18 protein-coding genes are annotated in these 17,379 nt (G+C 44.0%); 1 reads left to right on the top strand and 17 read right to left on the bottom strand.

Going from position 1 to position 17,379, the window contains the following annotated elements:
• Positions 1 to 8: 8 nt before the first annotated feature.
• From AB5123_RS02710 to AB5123_RS02630, 17 genes are all read right to left on the bottom strand, one after another.
• Positions 9 to 1,733, bottom strand: coding sequence for a GldG family protein (locus AB5123_RS02710; protein WP_278649769.1), 1,725 nt, complete (start codon positions 1,731 to 1,733; stop codon positions 9 to 11).
• A gap of 15 nt (positions 1,734 to 1,748) precedes the next feature.
• Positions 1,749 to 2,453, bottom strand: a complete 705-nt coding sequence (locus AB5123_RS02705) for an ABC transporter permease (RefSeq protein ID WP_022287265.1) — start codon at positions 2,451 to 2,453, stop codon at positions 1,749 to 1,751.
• On the bottom strand, positions 2,453 to 3,430 hold the full coding sequence (locus AB5123_RS02700) for an ABC transporter ATP-binding protein (RefSeq protein WP_022287264.1): 978 nt from the start codon (positions 3,428 to 3,430) through the stop codon (positions 2,453 to 2,455). Before AB5123_RS02700 ends, AB5123_RS02705 begins: the two co-directional genes overlap by 1 nt.
• Before the next feature lie 282 nt (positions 3,431 to 3,712).
• Positions 3,713 to 5,161 carry a glutamate--tRNA ligase gene (gene gltX / locus AB5123_RS02695; RefSeq protein WP_022287263.1) on the bottom strand — a complete coding sequence of 483 codons (1,449 nt, stop codon included), beginning with the start codon at positions 5,159 to 5,161 and terminating at the stop codon, positions 3,713 to 3,715.
• Between the two features lie 27 nt (positions 5,162 to 5,188).
• Positions 5,189 to 5,728, bottom strand: coding sequence for a transposase (locus AB5123_RS02690; protein WP_278634825.1), 540 nt, complete (start codon positions 5,726 to 5,728; stop codon positions 5,189 to 5,191).
• Positions 5,725 to 6,654, bottom strand: coding sequence for a riboflavin biosynthesis protein RibF (gene ribF / locus AB5123_RS02685; protein ID WP_195246955.1), 930 nt, complete (start codon positions 6,652 to 6,654; stop codon positions 5,725 to 5,727). Before ribF ends, AB5123_RS02690 begins: the two co-directional genes overlap by 4 nt.
• A gap of 26 nt (positions 6,655 to 6,680) precedes the next feature.
• Positions 6,681 to 7,589 (bottom strand): tRNA pseudouridine(55) synthase TruB, encoded by a 909-nt coding sequence (truB, locus tag AB5123_RS02680; RefSeq protein ID WP_337812067.1) that lies wholly within the window; start codon positions 7,587 to 7,589, stop codon positions 6,681 to 6,683.
• 5 nt (positions 7,590 to 7,594) lie between these two features.
• Positions 7,595 to 8,542: a bifunctional oligoribonuclease/PAP phosphatase NrnA gene (locus AB5123_RS02675; RefSeq protein WP_337399115.1), complete on the bottom strand. Its 948-nt coding sequence runs from the start codon at positions 8,540 to 8,542 to the stop codon at positions 7,595 to 7,597.
• A gap of 15 nt (positions 8,543 to 8,557) precedes the next feature.
• Positions 8,558 to 8,941 (bottom strand): 30S ribosome-binding factor RbfA, encoded by a 384-nt coding sequence (rbfA, locus tag AB5123_RS02670; protein ID WP_117856888.1) that lies wholly within the window; start codon positions 8,939 to 8,941, stop codon positions 8,558 to 8,560.
• 65 nt (positions 8,942 to 9,006) lie between these two features.
• Complete coding sequence (gene infB, locus AB5123_RS02665) at positions 9,007 to 11,523, bottom strand: translation initiation factor IF-2 (protein ID WP_368364499.1); 2,517 nt, start codon at positions 11,521 to 11,523, stop codon at positions 9,007 to 9,009.
• A gap of 28 nt (positions 11,524 to 11,551) precedes the next feature.
• Entirely contained in the window at positions 11,552 to 11,884 is a 333-nt protein-coding gene (locus AB5123_RS02660) for a 50S ribosomal protein L7 (RefSeq protein WP_038670206.1), read from the bottom strand.
• Positions 11,877 to 12,146 carry an RNase P modulator RnpM gene (locus AB5123_RS02655; protein ID WP_038672821.1) on the bottom strand — a complete coding sequence of 90 codons (270 nt, stop codon included), beginning with the start codon at positions 12,144 to 12,146 and terminating at the stop codon, positions 11,877 to 11,879. The genes AB5123_RS02660 and AB5123_RS02655 overlap by 8 nt, the downstream gene beginning before the upstream one ends.
• Positions 12,136 to 13,224: a transcription termination factor NusA gene (gene nusA, locus AB5123_RS02650; protein ID WP_022287254.1), complete on the bottom strand. Its 1,089-nt coding sequence runs from the start codon at positions 13,222 to 13,224 to the stop codon at positions 12,136 to 12,138. The genes AB5123_RS02655 and nusA overlap by 11 nt, the downstream gene beginning before the upstream one ends.
• Before the next feature lie 61 nt (positions 13,225 to 13,285).
• Positions 13,286 to 13,780 (bottom strand): ribosome maturation factor RimP, encoded by a 495-nt coding sequence (gene rimP, locus AB5123_RS02645; RefSeq protein WP_022287253.1) that lies wholly within the window; start codon positions 13,778 to 13,780, stop codon positions 13,286 to 13,288.
• Between the two features lie 215 nt (positions 13,781 to 13,995).
• Positions 13,996 to 14,394: a hypothetical protein gene (locus AB5123_RS02640; RefSeq protein ID WP_022287252.1), complete on the bottom strand. Its 399-nt coding sequence runs from the start codon at positions 14,392 to 14,394 to the stop codon at positions 13,996 to 13,998.
• 39 nt (positions 14,395 to 14,433) lie between these two features.
• Positions 14,434 to 15,351 carry an LCP family protein gene (locus AB5123_RS02635; RefSeq protein ID WP_022287251.1) on the bottom strand — a complete coding sequence of 306 codons (918 nt, stop codon included), beginning with the start codon at positions 15,349 to 15,351 and terminating at the stop codon, positions 14,434 to 14,436.
• Positions 15,352 to 15,473: 122 nt separating this feature from the next.
• Positions 15,474 to 16,130, bottom strand: a complete 657-nt coding sequence (locus AB5123_RS02630) for an SLOG family protein (protein WP_287238513.1) — start codon at positions 16,128 to 16,130, stop codon at positions 15,474 to 15,476.
• 80 nt (positions 16,131 to 16,210) lie between these two features.
• On the opposite strand from AB5123_RS02630, the gene alr reads away from it, so the two are divergent.
• Positions 16,211 to 17,374 carry an alanine racemase gene (gene alr / locus AB5123_RS02625; RefSeq protein ID WP_337812069.1) on the top strand — a complete coding sequence of 388 codons (1,164 nt, stop codon included), beginning with the start codon at positions 16,211 to 16,213 and terminating at the stop codon, positions 17,372 to 17,374.
• The last annotated feature ends 5 nt before the right edge of the window (positions 17,375 to 17,379 follow it).

Raw genomic sequence — 17,379 nt, 5'->3', positions numbered from 1 at the left:
TCTGTGTTTTACTTATTCTTTCTTCTTGCCCAGATAACGATACCCACTATAAGAACTACAACAGGTACGCCAAGGCAGAATGTCCATTTAAGAACTGTTTTCTGCTGCTGAGTGATATCGAAAACATTGCCTGTGATAGTTTTTGGTGTGATAGTGATACCTGCGGTCTTTCCGGTAAGGCCGTTTATAACGCTTATGAAATACTCGCTGTTCTGATACTGTGAATACTGCAAGTAGGTATCAGACAGCATACCCTCTGAACCTACTGCGATAACATTGCTATAGAGAGTTTTGTTATCGTCTGTAAATTTTGCCTTTGAGCCGACAGCCATATAATTCTGCTGACCCTTTACCAGAGCATCGCCTATATTCACCTGACCTGTGGTCTGTGATATATCAACATTTGCGGTATAGGCAGAATCTGAGGACTTGAGGTAGGCGTCTGTAGACACCATATCCTGCTCGTCAAAGAGTGTGTTTACAGGACGGCAGAGTGCTGAAAGGATAGCCGGGTTCTCTGTAGAAACGTCCTGAGTGAAGTTATCGGACACATCTGACGCAACTGTTACGCAAGGTGAGTTATAATACTTGCCTGAGTCGCTTTCGCAGATAACGCCCTTTCCGACAGAAAGTCCATACTCTGACAGGAACTCATCAAGATTCGGGGTGTCCTCCTGACCATAAGAAGCGATATAGAGGAGCTGTTTGCCAAGATTTCCGTCATTATTAAGGAAGTCGCTGACCTTTTTGATATCCTCCTCCAGATAGTCAGTCTTAGGAGCAGGGATAACCACAACGTCTGTATCGGCAGGGATATCCTCGGAGGTTATATCCACTGTGTTCACGTTATAGCCGTTAGCTGTAAGAAGCGTCTGGAAATATGTGAGCTGTGTAAGCTCGCTTCTGCCTGTGAGGATAGTAACATAGACAGGGTTAGGGTCTGTTACTGTCATAAGTGCAGAAGTGAAAGCCTGCTCTGCGTTTGACGACTCAACATAGCTGCCGTAATAGGACAGGAATGAAAGGTCGCCGCCTGCCTGCTGGGCAAGGGTATCTATGCTGTAGCCTGATTGTGACAGCTTCTGCTCGAACTCGTCTGTGAATGTAAGGAGATCGAGCATACCGAGCTTTCTTGTTCGGCTTATCTCTTTGCCGTCAACCTTTGTTTTTGTTTCAAATATCATATCGAACTGGCTGATAGTATCGGTATACTCCTTAACTATCTCAGGGTGTGAGTCGATATCAACGAAACGATATGTGATATGGTGATTGAGCTTACAATAGTTTTTCAAAAGCTCAACAGCCTGCTTATTATAAGAGCTGTAATTTGTATAAGTATTCTCGTCTGCGAAGATAGTTACCTGAACGTCTACGTTCACTTTCTTTACATAATCCTCTGTATCGTTTGAAACTGAATATATCTTATTTGTAGTCAGGTCGATAGTGATAGGATATCTGTCAAAAAGCATTGTTGTGACAACATTCACTAGTACAAGCAGAGCGACAAAAACGCAGGTGAACACTGTTGCCATTGTTCCATGCTTGAGCTTTTTGGCATTGAACTTTTTGCCGTCCTTTGTCTTTTTCTCTTTTTTATCTTTCTTTTTGTCTTTATCTTTTTTATCCTTTTCTGTATCCTTTGGAGCGGTCTTTGCTGCCTTTTCGTCTGCTACAACGTCTTTAAGCAGGTCTGCTCCTGATACAGAGATCTTTTCGTTATTATTCTCTTCCATTTAAACAGCCCTCCTTTAGCCCCAGCGGCGTTTTTCAAGCACTCTCACCGTGAGGAAAAGAAATGCCACTATTGCACTCAGAAAGAACACAACGTTAGAAAAATCAAAAAGTCCATAGGTGAATGAATAATATCTCTCGCCGAATGACACCTTTTCGCACACTGTTGTGAGCCATTCAAAAGGCAGAAGATTGCCTATAGTTGACAGGAACGACACGAAGATAAGTGCGATAAAGCTTATTACTGCGGCAACTATCTGGTTTTCTGTGAAAGATGAGCAGAAGATACCGATAGCGATATAAGCGCCGCCAACAAGTGCCAGAGCGACGATATTGCCCACAACGACGTTCCAGTCAGGCGTACCGAAAGCGGATACGACAACTGCAAAAACGCCTGTGATAGCGATAGCTATGATATAGATAAGGAAAGCGGCAAGGAATTTACCAACAACTATGCTGCCAAGACCCACGGGGGCGGTGAGCAGACACTGGTCTGTTTTTGTTCGCTTTTCCTCGGATATGGTCCTCATGGTGAGGACAGGTATAAGCACTATTATGATTATAAGAAGCGCACTGAAAACGGAATCAAGTCTTGTATAGCCGCTTTCAAGGCTGTAGTTTGCAAACATTACGCCTGAATAGGCATAGAATGCCGCAAGGAAAATATAACCGATAGGTGAGGTAAAATAGCTTCTTACCTCTCGTCTGAATATTGCGCCCATTAGTCATTTCCCTCCTTATCGGAAGTATTTTCAAGGGCAGGCAAAGCCTCGCCCATTGTGAGCTTGAGGAATATATCTTCAAGTGAAAGCTCAGAGGTCTTAAGTTCAAGCATATACCAGCCGTTTTTAACAACTGTTTCAAAGACGTCACGTCTGATATCCACGCCCTCTTTTGCCTCTATTCTTATATCGTTCACGCCGTCTTTATGGCTTGCGTCGCAGATGACTTTTTCAACGCCCTTTATGCCCTGCATTGCTCTGACGATCTTATCCTTATCGCCCTGTATCTTTGCAGTGAGCTTATGCTCGCCTGAGAGCTTCTGTGAGAGGTGTTCCTCTGTATCGTTTGCGACAACCTTGCCCTCGTTGATAACTATTATCTTATCGCAGACAGCCTGCACCTCAGAGAGGATATGGGAAGAAAGGATAACGGTATGATTTTTGCCGAGCTTTCTTATAAGAGTTCTTATCTCGATTATCTGCTTAGGGTCAAGACCTACTGTAGGCTCGTCCAGGATAAGAACCTTTGGATTGCCGATAAGAGCCTGAGCAAGACCTACTCTCTGTCTATAACCTTTTGACAGGTTCTTGATTATTCTGTTATAAACATGGTCTATCTTTACAAGTCCGCATATATCTTTAAGATGTGACACCTTTGGAAGCTTACACTTTTTAAGGTCATAGACAAAATAGAGATATTCTTTTACGGTCATATCCATATAAAGGGGCGGAAGCTCAGGGAGATAGCCTATCTGCTTTTTAGCCTTGATAGGGTCTTCAAGGATATCTACGCCGTCTATAAGGGCTTTGCCGTCTGTACAGGATATGTAGCCTGTAAGGATATTCATGGTGGTGGATTTTCCCGCTCCGTTAGGACCGAGGAAGCCGAGAACTTCGCCGTCCTCAGCTTTAAAAGAGATATTATCGACAGCTTTTTTGTCGCCGTATCTCTTGGTAAGGTTTATAACCTCTATCATTTTATTTCCTCCTCTTAGGAAAAGCATTCATAAGTCTTTACAATTTTATAATACTTATGTGACAGGGGAGTGATAGCTGTACGAAATACAGAGCATTTTAAGTAAATTTAAAGTAGCAAATACTCAAAATGCTCCGCTGTTGAATTATTTATCTGTTTAAAAGCGATGTATCTATGTAATTTGTAGGGGAGCGGTGCAATTTCTGCTTTGCAGAGATCCGACATCCCACTTGTTTGGAAATTATTTCGCCCCTACACATATTCAACATTTTCGTAGTTTTTATTATGACAGCTTCTCAATGCCCTTTCTTATTCTTGCAAGAGTATCCTCCTTGCCGATGAGATATGATATCTCAACACCGCCGCCCGGAGTGAACGCCTTACCTGAAACTGCAACTCTAAGAGGCCACAGAACGATGCCGTTCTTTACGCCAAGCTTGCCGATAAGGTCAAAGAGTGCATCATGGATATTTTCCTCTGTCCAATCCTCAACGCCCTCGAGAACAGGGAGAACTTCTTTGAGAGATTCAAGAGAATTTTCAGGGTTCGTTTTCATCTTCTTATGTGTATAGAGAGCTATATCATACTCAGGGAGAGCGTCGATAAAGTCTACCATTTCAGGTATCTCTGTGAAAAGCTCTGTTCTTGCCTGCAAGAGCTTTGCGATCTCGTTAAGGTCAACGTCCTCTCTATGAACGGACTGCTTGATATAAGGTATAGCATACTCAGCGAACTTCTCAGGAGTCATAGCCTTTATATACTTGCCGTTGATAGCTTTAAGCTTAGCAGGGTCAAAGATAGCAGGGGACTTAGAAAGTCCGTGGATATCGAATTCCTTAACAAGCTCTTCAAGTGAGAATATCTCGTTCTCGCCCTTTGGCGCCCAGCCAAGCAGAGCGATATAGTTTATAACGGCTTCTTTAAGATAGCCCTTTTTCATAAGATCCTCATAGGAAGCGTCACCGTCTCTCTTTGAGAGCTTATGCTGTTTATCTTTCATGATATGCTCAACATGGATATAGGTTGGTATCTCCCAGCCGAAAGCCTTATAGAGCAGGTTATACTTAGGTGCAGAAGCAAGGTACTCGTTACCTCTTACAACGTGGGTGATACCCATAAGGTGGTCGTCAACGACGTTTGCAAAGTTATAGGTAGGCATACCGTCTGTCTTTATAAGTATCTGGTCGTCGAGGGTAGAGCAGTCAACAGTGATATCGCCGTAAAGCTCGTCATGGAAAGTAACTTCGCCCTCTGTAGGTATTTTCTGTCTGATAACATAAGGAACACCTGCGTCAAGCTTTTCCTTTATCTCTTCAGGTGAGAGGTTACGGCAATGTCTGTCATACATTGGAGCGATACCGCTTGCTTCCTGAATGGCTCTTACTTCCTCAAGTCTTTCCTTGTCGCAGAAGCAATAATAAGCTTCACCCTTTTCAACAAGCTCCTCGGCATATTTCTTGAACATACCCATTCTCTGTGACTGGATATAAGGGCCTACAGGTCCGCCGATATCAGGGCCTTCGTCCCAATTAAGACCAACGTCTTTAAGTGTCTTATAGATGACCTCAACAGCACCGTCAACATAACGCTCCTGGTCTGTATCCTCGATACGGAGAATAAAGTCTCCTCCGTTCTGCTTTGCAATAAGATAGGTAAAGAGTGCTGTTCTCAGGTTACCTATGTGCATATAACCTGTTGGTGAAGGTGCAAATCTTGTTCTTACCTTGTTCATTTATATCTTCCTTTCAAAATTAGAGTCTTATTTCATATCCTGCTCATCAAATGCATTTTTTACATATTTCGCAGGATTATTTGCAATATACTGCCTTATTTCTGCGTGTTGCTTTCTGTTTTTGATTATCGTATCATAAAAAGATTTTTGCCATATGGAATAACCTAGTTCTTTTGTGACAGCCTCCTTGAAATGTTTTATGACCCTTGAAAGTGTCGGTGTTTCACTTGTAGGGGCGAACAGTGTTCGCCCGTTTTTCGGCTGTTTTTCAATTTTGATTATAATATGCACATGGTCAGGCATGATACAAGACATCTCTACAAAAACATCGGGATAGTGCCCAGATATCTCTGTGAGTTTTCTCTTTACAAGTTTTCCTGTAACAGAAAGTTTTGGGTGCAGAATTTCATTTGCAGTCAGCGGGCGAACACTGTTCGCCCCTACATTCTCCCACAGGACTTGGTATTTTTCAGTAACACATATCGTCACAAAATACAAGCCGTTCGCAGAATAATCATAACCCTCAAGACGTATTTTCTTTCGTCTTGGCAAATCTTCACTTGTCATATTTTATTTTCCTCAAAGTATCTGACCGCCTGCTCTTTGTTTTTTGCTATCTCCTCACGGAGGCTGTCAAAGCTGTCAAACATTTTTTCGGGGCGGAGAAATTCATGCAGTTCAAGTTTTAGCTTTCTGCCGTAAAGATCCCCATGATAATCCATGATGAAGGTTTCTGCAAGGGGAGCTGTTTCAACATGGACGGTAGGCTTTACGCCTATATTTGTCACGCCTGCATACTTATTTCCGTCTATTTCAACAGCGGAGCAATAAACGCCGAATTTCGGCATTACCCTGCCCTTTGGTATCTGCTGATTTATTGTGGGGAAATCCCATGTTCTGCCACGTTGAAAGCCGTGTTCCACTTCAAGGCAGAATCCAAAATGATAACCCAGCATTTCATTTGCTTTGGCTATCTCGCCCTCACGGACGCATCGTCTTATCTCAGTGGAACTTATGACCTCGCCGCCCATGAGCAGTGGACTTACTATTTCCACATCTATATCATATTTTTCACCGAGCCTTTTAAGGTCAACAGCCTTGCCCTGTGCGCCTTTGCCGAATGTAAAATCGTTTCCGCACACTGCACCGCTGCAATTGAGCCTTTCTTTCAGCACCTTTTTCACAAAATCCTCCGGTGACATTCCTTTGAACTCTGCAAAATCAGGTGAGAAAAGCACTTCGACCCCAAGCTCTGCCATTTTTTTATGCTTTTCCTCGTCGCTCATAAGCATTTCTATCCTGCCGTCATGACCTTTTGAGGTCACTGTGTCGGTCTTGAAACAGAAAACTGCCGAATGTCCGTCAAGGCTCTGAGCCTTTTTCACAGCCGTTGTTATTATGAGCTGATGTCCTCTGTGGACTCCGTCAAAAAGTCCAAGAGCGCAAACTGTCCTTTTTTTGGGGATAAACCCGCTGTTTGTTATATCCGTCAAAATATCCCTCCGAATAAAACAAATTATCAGAAATTTTTGAAGCTTCTGAAGCTGCCCTCATGAAAAGCGCCGATACCGAGGAAGCTGTTATCACTGCCGTAGACACGGTAGAGCTTGTCCTCTGACAGATCTTTTATCCCTGTCTGCTCAGGTCTGAGCTTTACTCCGTTTCTATAAAGCTTTGTTTCCCACTGTCCAAGGGTAGTTTTTTCGTAGCTTTCAAAGGCTCTGTCAAGTGGGATAAGCATTTGTGGCAGCTTATCCTGCTCACAAATTTCGGCTATCTCCTCTATGGTATAGCAATCCTTTATATCGACGCCACCTGAATAGGAACGCTCAAGAGAAGTCATCATTCCGCCGCAGCCAAGCTTTTCACCTATGTCGCTGATAACGGAGCGTATATAAGTACCTTTTTCGCAATCAACTTTCATTACGCCCCTGCGTGAAGCTTCGTCATATTCTATTATATCAATGCTGTCGATATGGACAGCTCTCGGCTCACGCTCTATTTCTTTGCCTGCTCTTGCAAGCTCATAGAGCTTTTTGCCGTTCACTTTTATTGCAGAATACATAGGCGGCACCTGCATAATATCGCCTACAAAACTGCTTTTTGCACATTCAAGGTCGGCTCTGGTAACTGCCTTGTCGCTTGTTTTTAACGTCTTTCCTGTGCTGTCTAAGGTATCGGTGCTTACCCCAAGCTGAAAGCCTGCGGTATAGACCTTTCGTCTGTCGGGAATAATATCGCAGGCTTTTGTGGCTCTGCCCACGAAAACAGGCAGAACGCCTGTTGCCATAGGGTCAAGGGTCCCTGAATGACCCAATCTTTTTATCCTTAGAACGCCTCTGAGCTTTGCGATAACGTCAAAAGAAGTCCAGCCCTCGGGCTTTTTTACAGGCAAAATGCCGCAGATATTATCCTTTCTGTTATCCAAGCTCATCAGCCCAAGACCTTTTCCGCTTGCTTGAGAAGCTTAGCCTTTACTTCTTCAAGGCTTCCTGTTATCTCACAGCCTGCGGCTCTTATGTGTCCTCCGCCGCCAAACTCACGGCAGAATGCAGAAGCGTCTATCTCATCGTCGCTTCTTACTGATATTTTAAAGACGTTCTCGTGTCTTTGCTTAACTGTTATGCCTATTTTCACGCCCTCAACGGACAATGGTATAGAAGCAAGTCCCTCGAACTCGGCAGCGTCAACGCCGCTTTTCTCCATTAGCTCTTTTGTAAGCACTATCATAGAGCATTTGCCACCGCAGTAATACTCCATATTCGCTGTAACGGACTGCTCCACCATAAGTCTGCCCTTGCTTTTTACATCAAACATTTTTCTGTTGATATAAGCAAAATCTATGCCATATGACATAAGCTCTGCACAGGCGATATGAGCCTGCGGAGTTGTGTTTTCATACTTGAAGCAGCCTGTATCCGTTGCAATGCCTGTATAAAGGCATCTCGCTATCTGACGTGATATCTTTCTGCCTGAAGCTTTGAATATCTTATACATTATAAGTGCTGCGGCAGAAGCGTCTGCTTCTACATATGACTGCTTTGCAAAATACTTGTTTGAGATGTGGTGGTCGATGCAAAGGTCGATCGCACCCTCCTCGGCATACTTTGAAAGGTTGCTGCCAAGAAGATTTGTGTCTGCGATATCCACTGCGATAACGTACTTCACATCAAATTCCTGAGGGTAATAGCTCTCATAGATAAGATCATATCTTTCGGGAAAGCTGTCGGAATTTACAACGTCAGCCTTTTTCCCCATATCTCTCAGAAAAGCGCACAGGGCAAAGCCTGAACCAAGCGTATCGCCGTCGGGACTTTTATGAGTTAAAATAAGAAAATTGTCATTTTCTTCAAATATTTTAAGAATATCCTGAAATGTCATAATATCCTTTCTCCTCTATTGTTCTTCGCCGTCTTTCTCTTCTTTTTCTTCTTCGGGCAGAACTTCTTTAAGAAGCTTGTTTATCTTTGCTGAATGCTCGATAGAATTATCTGCGATAAATTTAAGCTCAGGGCATTTTTTCAGCTTCAGCACGTTTGATATCTCTCTTTTGAGAAATCCTGTTGCCGACTCAAAGCCCTTAACGGCTTCCTTTGCCTTTTCATAGCCCTCAAAGCTTGAAACATACACTTTACAGAATGAGCCGTCGCCTGCCACGTCGCAGCGGACGATAGTGAGCATATCTCCTCCGTGTATCCTTGGGTCTTTAAGGTCTCTCATTTTGCCCGATATTATTCTTCTTATATCTTCGGACATACGTCCTGCTCTGTAACCTGCCATAATATCTTTATCTCCTGCTTAAATATGCTCTTACGGGGCGGCTGTCCGTCCCGTAAGCATCATTATCAATCTCTGTATTCTTCCATATAGAACGCCTCGAAAATGTCACCCTCCTTGATATCGGTGAACTTTTCAAGAGTGATACCGCACTCAAAGCCTGCGGCAACTTCCTTGGCATCGTCCTTAAATCTCTTAAGGCTTGACATCTTATCCTCAGCGATAACGATACCGTCTCTTACGACTCTTATCTCGTTATTTCTGCCCACCTTACCGTCAAGAACATAAGAACCGGCTACAGTACCAACATTGGATATCTTGTAGACCTGTCTTACCTCGATACGAGCTGTTTCCACCTCTCTGTACTTAGGAGCGAGCATACCCTTCATAGCGTCTGTTATTTCTTCTATTGCATCATAGATTATTCTGTAAAGTCTGATATCAACGCCGCTCTGCTCTGCATTCTGCTTTGCAACTGGGTTAGGACGAACGTTAAATCCAACGATGATAGCGTTTGAAGCGTTTGCGAGCATAACGTCGCTTTCAGATACAGCGCCTACGCCGCCGTGGATGACCTTAACTCTGACCTCGTCATTTGAAAGCTTTTCAAGTGACTGCTTAACGGCTTCAACTGAGCCTTGAACGTCAGCCTTGACGATGATAGGAAGCTCTTTCATTTCTCCCTCAGCTATCTGGCTGAACAGGTTGTCGAGAGTTACCTTCTGATGCTGCTGGAACAGTTCTTCCTTAGCTTCTTGCTTTCTCTGCTCAACAAGCTCTCTTGCAAGCTTTTCGTCTGCAACTGCGTTGAAAACGTCGCCTGCACTTGGAACTTCGCCCAGACCTGTTATCTCAACAGGTGTTGACGGGCCGGCTTCCTTAATGCTTCTGCCCTTATCGTTTGTCATCGTTCTTATACGTCCGACAGAAGTGCCTGCGATTATAACGTCGCCTGACTTCAAAGTACCGTTCTGAACGAGGAGTGTAGCAACAGGGCCTTTACCCTTATCAAGTCTGGCCTCGACAACAGTACCTCTTGCAAGTCTGTCAGGGTTAGCTTTAAGCTCCTTGACCTCTGCAACGAGGAGAATGTTTTCAAGAAGCTCATCGATACCCATACCGGTCTTTGCGGAAACAGGAACTGCGATAACATCGCCGCCCCATTCCTCGACAACGAGGGACTGCTCAGTAAGCTGCTGCTTAACTCTGTCAGGGTCTGCACCTTCTTTATCCATTTTATTGATAGCAACGATTATTGAAACGCCCGCTGCCTTTGCGTGGTTGATAGACTCGATAGTCTGCGGCATGATACCGTCATCAGCGGCAACAACGAGGATAGCGATATCTGTAACGTTCGCACCTCTTGCTCTCATGGCTGTGAAAGCTTCATGACCCGGAGTATCCAGGAACGTTATCTTCTTGCCTTGATACTCCACCTGATATGCACCGATATGCTGTGTGATACCGCCTGCCTCAGTGTCAGTAACGTGAGCGTTTCTTATTCTGTCGAGGATAGATGTCTTACCATGGTCAACGTGACCCATAACGACAACGACAGGGCATCTTTCCTGCAGGCTCTCCTCTGGATCTTCGTCAGTTTCGATAAGTCTTTCTTCTATTGTAACGTGTACTTCCTTTTCAACCTTTGCCCCAAGCTCTTCTGCAACAAGTGCAGCGATATCAAAGTCGACCACCTCATTGATAGAAGCCATTACGCCAAGACCCATAAGCTTTTTGATGACCTCGGTAGCTGTTACTTTAAGTCTGCTTGCAAGCTCTGAAACAACGATCTCGTCAGGTATCATGACCTTGAGCTGCTGCTTTCTAGCTCTTTCAAGCTCCAGTCTGCGGAGCTTTTCGCTCTCAGTTTCCTTCTTATGTGAGAACTGCTGTTTCTTTCTCTGCTGAGATTTCTGAGTGAGCTTCTGCTTCTTTGTGAAGTTATCCTTGCTCTTGTTCTGCTTTGAGTTTGCAAGGTTATCATACTTCTCGTTATACTTATCAAGCTCTATATAGCTTCCTCTTGTGTCGATAGTTCTCTGTGTGCCGAACGAATCGTTATCCTCAGAGATAGTATATCCACCTGAAGCTTCTTTCTTATCAGAAAAACCGCCAAGCTGCTGACGAACGCCATGCTCTTTCTTCTTTGCTGGCTTCTGTGGAGCTGGCTGCTTTTTCTTCTGTTCAGGTGCAGGCTGTTTTGTTTCGACCTTGACCTCTGGCTTCTTTTCCACCTTTGGCTCTGCCTTAGGCTCAGGCTTTGCTTCCGCCTTTGGAGCAGGCTTAGGCTCAGGCTTCTTTTCAGCCTTTTTCTCCTTTTTCTCAGCCTTTACAGGCTTCTTATCTGCCTTCTTTTCTTCCTTGACAGGCTTTACGTTATTTGCATAGAAAGCATCGAAGCTGTCCACCTGATTGTTCTGTGTATAATACTCCAGAACATAAGAGATCTCCTCAGGGGTAAGCACTGACTGTGTTTTCTTTGGCTCTCCGCCGAGTTTGCCAAGACACTCGATAAGGTCGTTATTTGTAACTTTCAGATCCTTAGCCATATCGCTAAGCTTATATTTAGTTGTTTTCATACTCATAGGCTGTAAAATACCTCCTCAATAAATGCTAAATGCTATAAAACTCATTTTCGTCTATAGGGATCTCCTCAAGCCCTTTGGCGCAAGCCTTTGCGAAGCCTCCCTCGCAAATAGCGATAACGCCTGTTCTTTTGCCAAGGCCAAAATGGATATCGTCCATTGTCATGCCAAGGCTGTAAAGCTTTATCCCGTTTTTGTAGCAGTTGAACTTTATCTCTTTAAGAGATTTAGGTGAAAAATCCGTTGCCGCAAACACTGCGCAGGCTTTGCCTGTATTGCAGGCGTCCTTCACCATATCCATACCCATTACAAGCTTTCCTGCTTTTCTGCACATTGTAACAAGCCCTATTTTATTATTCATTTTCCCTAAGCTCGCCCTCCATGCTGTTATATATATCCTCGCTTATCATGCAAGAAAAGCTTCTTTCAAACTTTCTTGCTTTTCTTGCTTTTTCAAAGCATTCGACGCTTTTGCATATATAAGCGCCTCTGCCTGATTTTTTGCCTGTGAGGTCAAGGGAGATATCCCCCTCTTTTGACTTCACCACTCTGATAAGCTCTCTCTTGGGTTTCATTTCACCGCACCCAAGACACATTCTCATTGGTATCTTCTTAGTTTTCATCATCAGCAGCCTCAGCCTTTGCAGAGCTTTCGGATACGATATCTATTTTATAGCCTGTCAGACCAGCGGCAAGCTTTGCGTTCTGACCCTTATTACCGATAGCAAGCGAGAGCTGGTTGTCAGGAACAGTAACACGGCACTCTCTTACGCCCTCCTCTTCGCTGAGAACAACGTTTATTACCTCAGCCGGAGCAAGAGCCTTTGCGATAAACTGTGCAGGGTCTTCGCACCAATTGATAACGTCTATCTTCTCGCCCTTAAGCTCGTTCACAACAGAAGTTATTCTTGACTTTCTAGGACCGATACAAGCGCCTACGGCGTCAACGTTAGGGTCCTTTGAATAAACTGCTATCTTGCTTCTTGCGCCTGCAACTCTTGAAATAGCCTTTACTTCAACAGTACCGTCTGCTATCTCAGGAACTTCAAGCTCAAAAAGTCTTTTAACAAGCTCTCTGTGAGTTCTTGATATCTTGATAGAAGGCTTTCTGTCAGGATTTGCGATACCCACAACATATACCTTGATGATATCTCCTGCCTTGAGTGTTTCGCCTGGTATCTGCTCGTTTCTTACAAGATAAACTTCGTTCTTGTCGATAGTAAGTATAGCGTTCTGAGTAGCAGGCTCGACCTTCTGGACTGTGGCAGAAACGCACTCATGCTCCTTATCGTGATACTGCTCGATAAGTCTTGCTCTTTCAAAATCCTTGATATCGTGCTTGATAGACTGCTTTGCATTCTGAGCGGCAACTCTGCCGAACTTTGCAGGGTCGAGAGGTATCTCCACCATATCGCCCACCTTGATGTTAGGGTCATAGACCTTTGCTTCGTCAAGGAAGATCTCGTTGTCAGGGTCGTCAACATACATAACGTCCATAACTTCCTTGAGTATCCTTATATCGAGCTTTCCTGTAACAGGGTCGATATCCACTCTGATATTCTCGCAGTAAGGATAATCCTTCTTGATAGCCTTTTCAATACCTGATTTTATTTTCTCAATAAGTATATCGCTGCCAATATTATTTTCCTTTTCCAAATCTGTCAGAGCTTCAAAAAATTTGCTGGTCATTTCCTTATTCATTTTCTGATCAATCCTTTCACACTTGATTCGGGCTTTGCCCATATTTATTAAATTTCTTCATTCAGAACAGGTCTGCGTCATCATTGAGCTTTACATAAGCACAATCTGCAAGCTTAAACTCTACATTCTCCACGCCGTTCATATCCTCGTCCAGCTTCTGACAAAGTATCTTATCCTTGTCATATCCCACAAGACCCACAACGAACTCTTTTTCACCGTTTTCGTCAGGTCTTATGAGCCTTACTCTTATAACGTCGCCTATGCAGACCTCAAAATGCTCGGGCCTTCTAAGCTCTCTGCCAAGTCCGGGACTTCCGCACTCCAGCACATAGCTCTGAGCTATAGGGTCTGCCTCGTCAAGCACCTTGTTCATCGGTCTTGTGAAAGCCTCGCAATCGTCCATATCTATGCCGCCGTCCTTGTCGATAAGCACCCTGAGGTACCACGTTGCTCCCTCCTTTTCAAACCTTACGTCCCAAAGGAAAAAGCCAAGCTCGTCTGCGATAGGCTGTGCAAGCTCTCTTACTTTTTCTACCGTAGTTTTCTTTACTTCCATACAGCACCTCCGTTAATGCTTCCCAAAGCAAAGCCATCAGGCTTTGCCATGAAAAAAAGCCCCATACAAAACCAAAAGACCGGAAGTCAAGTTCCAGTCTTTCATTAAAAGCCTATTGTGATTATTATACCACACAAAACAGTTTTTTGCAAGGACATTCAAAAGTTTTTAATGAAAAGAATTAAATATTATGTTAATAGTCTGTAAACATTTCGTCAACTGACGTTCTTTTCATTCTCCTCAGGGATATCCTTAGGTTTTGCTTTTTCTTTATCCACGGGTTTCTTCACTGTTCCCTCGACGAAATCCAGCGGAACGGTGAACATTATTCCCGTATTGGGCTGAGATAGATCGCCCACAGTATTATAAACTATCTTTCGTGCGGTATCGAGCTGATTATTTTTTATTACCGACAGGATAGTTCTGTTATCCTCTTCACCGCTGAAAAGTCCTCGGATAGAGGCGCTGAGAAAGCTGCTGTCAAGTCTTGAAAGGGTCATTGCCATACCTGACGACTCGATTATAGTCGCACCCTTTATGCCTGCTGCTGAAAGTCCCTCCAGCAAATAGTCAAGCACGTCTGTTTTATTAAGGATTATGACCAGAAGTTTCACGTTATATCGCCCCCTGTTAAAATTTCAGCCTTTACGTTTTTACTTCTCCGCTGCTGACGGTGCAGTATCTTTGAGCATTGTCTGAACGCTCTCCTTGAACTTATCAGACACCTTAAAGTGAGAATCGTCCGTCCACTCGCCCTCTGGCACAAGAGCTTCTGCAGGAGTAAGGTTCTGATCCAGCATATCCTTGAGATATGACTTTTCTTCCTTATACTGTGCACTTGTCCAATCGGTATCGCTGTTTGCGGTGAATATATTATAGAAGTTATCAAGATTATCCTTAGTGATATTCGTCTGCTGGAAAGCGTTGTTTATAAGCATTGTCACCGCAGTTCCAAGAAACTTCATATTACCGTTCCTGCCCTCTTTGAAAACAGGATACTGACAGATAAGTCTTATCTGATGACCGCTGAGGTTAGTCAGATCGCCGCTTGGGATAGCGATATCGTTCTCGTCATTATCCTGAGAGAGATAGTAAAGTTCCTCATCAGGAGTATATGTAATTCCGCCCACAATATCCGCCGCATTCTCGAATGCGTCATTTGTGAGAGAAACGTAATTGTCTATAGTGATACCGAAAGTGTCCGCAACGGCTGCTTCAAGCTTCACCATGCCGCCCTCTTCGTGTATCTCACGCATTGTCTGGCTTCCGCTCACTGTGAACGCTGAAACAGGCATTATGATTATCTTCTTTGCGTCCGGTGCAACTCTTATGACTGTTGCGTCTGCAAGAACGCCCTTGCTGTTCACTCTTGCAAAAAGGGTATTATAAACCGGGCTTTTTATGCCTGCGTCGCTGTCGCTGTCATCATTGCCGATAACACCAAACTCTCTGAGGGCATACAGTGCAAGCATGCCGATAACAAAGAGGAATATTATCATCGTTATGAAGTAGACCAGAGCGATAGGAGCCTGAGATCTTCTTTTTTTCTTGTGAGCTTTCGTCTGAGCCATGTTATTGATCTCCTTACTTTCAAATATATACAGGCAGGCATACTGTCCGCCATATTTTCATATATAAACTTTTTCGGAAAAATTCTCGAAAACTATTGAACAATTTGCAATTTAGGTGTAAACTAAATAGGACGGCTGTCTGAGTCTGAGTCGATATAAAAAACAGGATTATCGTCAAGGCATATGATGTTCATCGTAAGGCCTGCACGCTTTGCCATGTTTATGGTCTGCAAAGTGCCTGAGCCTTTGGCTTTCTCTTTTATGACCCCGATCAGACGAGAGGAATGTTCCACCATAAAGCTGTTTCGCTTTTTATAACAGCCGTTTTCATACTTGGGGCTTGTTATCACGACCGCACTGCAAGAGTTCAGAATAAGCGAATATGTATAGCTGTCCAAGGGTGTTTTCATCTCTGTACGCTGGCCTGCATAGGGCAGAACGCACACGAGCTTCATATCCTTATATTCGGGCTGAGCCGAAAGGCTGTGGACTATCTCAGCACAGCGCAGGTCGATACCTTTTGACATACCTGATATAAAAGTACGGCAGCCTTCGCTATATGCTTCCTTTATCATAAGGACGAGCATACTCAGGAGATTTTTCATACCCTGCTTATGGACATCGCCGCCGAAAGGCAGATCCCTGTCCCTATGACCTGTAAAGCAGCAAGAGGTATCTCGATTGCAGAAAAATTCTTCTGCGGGGACGATATTACTCACATCAAAGCCTCCTGAAAGATTTGGCGACACAATGCCCATGATAAGAACATTATAACACATTGATTTATCTTTTTCAATAGAAAATGACAAATATTTTGTGCAAAGGCACAATTATAAAACCGAAAGGGAAGAAAAATAAAATGGATTTTTTGAAGAGAGCATGGGCTGAGGTAGATCTTGACAGCATTGAATACAATCTGAAAGAATACCGCAGGCTCATAGGGGAAAAAACAGAGATAATGTGCGTTGTAAAGGCGAGCTGCTACGGACATTTTGACAACGGGGTAGTTCCGTTTCTTGAAAACGAAATGGACATTCGCTGGTTTGCGGTATCGAACATACACGAAGCCCACAGGCTCAGGGATATGGGCATAAAAGGCGAGATACTCATTTTGGGCTACACACCTCCTGAAAATGCTAAGTGGCTCACAAGGCTTGACATCATTCAGGCTTGCACAGAACTTTCATATGCTAAAGCACTTTCAGAAAACGCTGACGGCAAGGTACGCATACATGCCGCTATCGACACGGGCATGACGAGGATAGGTCTTCATGGGGAAACCGACAAGATATACGGTGAGCTTAAAGAGATATCAAAGCTTGAAAACATTGTGCTGGAGGGCATTTTCACCCACTATGCGGTGGCCGACAGCCTGAGAGAGCAGGACGAGAAATACACAAAGGCACAGACGGAGAAGATACTTGCCGTTGCTGACAAGTGCGAAGCAGAGGGGCTTCACCTTGAAAAAGTGCATTTTCTCAACTCAGCCGGCGGAGTATACTATTATAATGAGAGAAGCTCTCTTGCAAGGCTTGGAATAATACTTTACGGACTTTATCCTGACCCTGCAAAGGCTCTGCCTTTTGAGCCAAAGCCTGCTATGGAATTTAAGGCGGCTGTTGCGCAGGTAAAATACATAGACAATGGCACTGACGTAAGCTACGGCAGGACTTACACTGCAAATGGCAAAATAAAGCTCGCAACTGTTACGGCAGGCTATGCAGACGGCTATCCAAGGGCGCTTTCAAACAAGGGATATGTGCTTATCAACGGAAAGAAATGCCCTATCACAGGCAGGATTTGTATGGATCAGTTCATGTGTGATGTAACTGAGGTAGAGGACGTAAAGGCAGGGGACGAGGCTGTTCTCATAGGCGCACAGGGAAATGAAAAGATAACCGCCGACGATATCGGCAAAATGACAGGAACGATAGGCTACGAGATAGTTTGCGGAATATCTGCAAGAGTGCCGAGAGTTATCTCACGCCATGGAGAGCAGACGGCTGTTCTTGAAATAGAGTAAGGGAG

The organism is Ruminococcus sp. RTP21204st1_B2_RTP21204_210225 (genome assembly GCF_040914135.1).
Taxonomy (GTDB): domain Bacteria; phylum Bacillota; class Clostridia; order Oscillospirales; family Ruminococcaceae; genus Hominimerdicola; species Hominimerdicola aceti.
This window is presented reverse-complemented; position numbering and strand designations above follow the sequence as displayed.

What these genes read in the sequence shown, in the direction of transcription:
- AB5123_RS02710 (WP_278649769.1), bottom strand. Translation starts at nt 1,733, where the DNA reads ATGGAAGAGAATAATAACGAAAAGATCTCTGTATCAGGAGCAGACCTG.
- AB5123_RS02705 (WP_022287265.1), bottom strand. Translation starts at nt 2,453, where the DNA reads ATGGGCGCAATATTCAGACGAGAGGTAAGAAGCTATTTTACCTCACCT.
- AB5123_RS02700 (WP_022287264.1), bottom strand. Translation starts at nt 3,430, where the DNA reads ATGATAGAGGTTATAAACCTTACCAAGAGATACGGCGACAAAAAAGCT.
- gltX (WP_022287263.1), bottom strand. Translation starts at nt 5,161, where the DNA reads ATGAACAAGGTAAGAACAAGATTTGCACCTTCACCAACAGGTTATATG.
- AB5123_RS02690 (WP_278634825.1), bottom strand. Translation starts at nt 5,728, where the DNA reads ATGACAAGTGAAGATTTGCCAAGACGAAAGAAAATACGTCTTGAGGGT.
- AB5123_RS02675 (WP_337399115.1), bottom strand. Translation starts at nt 8,542, where the DNA reads ATGACATTTCAGGATATTCTTAAAATATTTGAAGAAAATGACAATTTT.
- rbfA (WP_117856888.1), bottom strand. Translation starts at nt 8,941, where the DNA reads ATGGCAGGTTACAGAGCAGGACGTATGTCCGAAGATATAAGAAGAATA.
- infB (WP_368364499.1), bottom strand. Translation starts at nt 11,523, where the DNA reads ATGAGTATGAAAACAACTAAATATAAGCTTAGCGATATGGCTAAGGAT.
- AB5123_RS02660 (WP_038670206.1), bottom strand. Translation starts at nt 11,884, where the DNA reads ATGAATAATAAAATAGGGCTTGTTACAATGTGCAGAAAAGCAGGAAAG.
- AB5123_RS02655 (WP_038672821.1), bottom strand. Translation starts at nt 12,146, where the DNA reads ATGAAAACTAAGAAGATACCAATGAGAATGTGTCTTGGGTGCGGTGAA.
- nusA (WP_022287254.1), bottom strand. Translation starts at nt 13,224, where the DNA reads ATGAATAAGGAAATGACCAGCAAATTTTTTGAAGCTCTGACAGATTTG.
- rimP (WP_022287253.1), bottom strand. Translation starts at nt 13,780, where the DNA reads ATGGAAGTAAAGAAAACTACGGTAGAAAAAGTAAGAGAGCTTGCACAG.
- AB5123_RS02635 (WP_022287251.1), bottom strand. Translation starts at nt 15,351, where the DNA reads ATGGCTCAGACGAAAGCTCACAAGAAAAAAAGAAGATCTCAGGCTCCT.
- AB5123_RS02630 (WP_287238513.1), bottom strand. Translation starts at nt 16,130, where the DNA reads ATGTGTTATAATGTTCTTATCATGGGCATTGTGTCGCCAAATCTTTCA.
- alr (WP_337812069.1), top strand. Translation starts at nt 16,211, where the DNA reads ATGGATTTTTTGAAGAGAGCATGGGCTGAGGTAGATCTTGACAGCATT.